We start from the raw sequence: 917 nt of genomic DNA on the forward strand, positions 1-917 counted from the left end.
CTCAAGGCTTTGGTCAACGGGTTCTGAGTCCTCAACAGGCCCGAGAGACTAAGATTTTAAGACGGAGCGTCCTCCAGCATTTTCAGCACCTTCCGGATCCGCGTGTGGAACGAACCCAACACCATAGCCTGGTAGCGATTGTGACGATAGCCATCTTAGCGGTGCTGGCTGGGGCGGATGGCTTTGTCGCCATTGAGCGCTATGGTCGGGCAAAGCAATCGTGGCTCGAGACCTTTTTAGACCTACCCCAGGGCATCCCGTCTCACGATACCTTTGGGCGCGTGATTGGGGCGCTCGACCCGCAGGCATTGGAGGCCGGGTTTCTGGCCTGGGTGGGACGGATCACCGAAGCCCTGGGCCTGGAGTTGATTCATATAGACGGGAAAACCGCCCGCGGCTCCTATGACCGGGAAGGGAATCTCAAAGCCCTGCACAGTGTGAGTGCCTGGAGTAGTGAGCATGGCCTGGTGCTGGCTCAACAGCGGGTGGACTCCAAGTCCAATGAGATCACCGCTGTTCCCTTACTGCTTAAACTCCTGAACCTGAAAGGGACGGTGGTGACCCTCGATGCCATGGGCACTCAGACGGCGATTGCGACTCAGATCAAGCAGGCGGAGGGGGACTATGTGTTGGCCCTCAAAGGGAATCAAGGTACCCTGAGCCGAGCGGTCGAAACCTGGTTTGAGCAGGCAGAAGCCCAGGGCTGGGCTGGCATCGACTATGACTACCATGAGACGCTGGAGTCGAGTCACCACCGGATTGAAACCCGTCAGGTCTGGACGGTGCCAGTCAGTCAATTACCCCCGTTGCCCCGTCAGGCGAAGTGGACGGGCTTAACCACGGTCGTCATGGTGCGCAGTACCCGCCAACTCTGGAACAAAACCACCACCGAGGTTCGGTTCTACATCAGTAGTTTG

1 protein-coding gene is annotated in these 917 nt (G+C 58.1%); it reads left to right on the plus strand.

Annotated elements, in window-relative coordinates; genetic code table 11:
- Window positions 1-53: 53 nt before the first annotated feature.
- On the plus strand, window positions 54-917 hold an 864-nt coding region (locus E1H13_RS26640; RefSeq protein ID WP_347404230.1), incomplete at its 3' end, for an ISAs1 family transposase.

Origin of the sequence: Nodosilinea sp. P-1105, from assembly GCF_012911975.1 — a bacterium.
GTDB lineage: Bacteria > Cyanobacteriota > Cyanobacteriia > Phormidesmidales > Phormidesmidaceae > Nodosilinea.